Here is a 552-nt window from a genome sequence, read left to right as displayed (position 1 = left end):
TCTGCGCCTCGTAGAGGTCGGCGGCTTCGTCGCGCATGATTTCCAGCACGTTGCGACGCTCGATGTAGGTGATGCCTTCGCCCGTGAGCCGTTCCAGCTCGACGGACTTCACCTCCGAGCCGTCCTGCTCCTGCTGGCTCGAACGCTGCGCCTCCTCATTGCGGTCGAGGTTGCGGGCGACGCGCTCGGCGGCACGGTGGAAGACGTTGGCGAAGGACCAGAGCAAATCGTCGAGATCGGGTTCGAGCCTGGTGTCGCCGAGCATGCCGGCGAAGGTCTCGACGATCCCGGCGAGGCCGGCACGGATCACCTCGTCGTCAGGCAGCGGGCGGGGATCAGGTTCGTCCTGATGCGGGCGATGGCCGTACATCTGCAGTTCGAGGATGACGCGGTCGGTCGGCGAGGAGGCGTGGTAGGGCTCGTATGCGTCGTCGAAAGGAAGGTCGAAAGTCATGGTCTGTCTCCGTCGGCTGCGGCCGCGCCTTTCGCGGCCTGACGGTCGGCCCCGGCCACGCGGCGGAAGGGCCGTCACCGCAAGCGCAGCGCAGCGGC

At 67.6% G+C, this 552-nt stretch carries 1 pseudogene; it reads right to left on the bottom strand.

Annotated features, from left to right (window positions below):
• Window positions 1–454, bottom strand: a pseudogene (locus CKW40_RS42430) (hypothetical protein); the annotation flags it as partial.
• Between the last annotated feature and the right edge of the window lie 98 nt (window positions 455–552).

The organism is Mesorhizobium carmichaelinearum, from assembly GCF_900199455.1.
In the GTDB taxonomy this organism is placed as follows: Bacteria; Pseudomonadota; Alphaproteobacteria; order Rhizobiales; family Rhizobiaceae; genus Mesorhizobium; species Mesorhizobium carmichaelinearum.
Note: the sequence above shows the minus strand (reverse complement) of the source record. Positions and strands in the feature narration are given on the sequence as shown.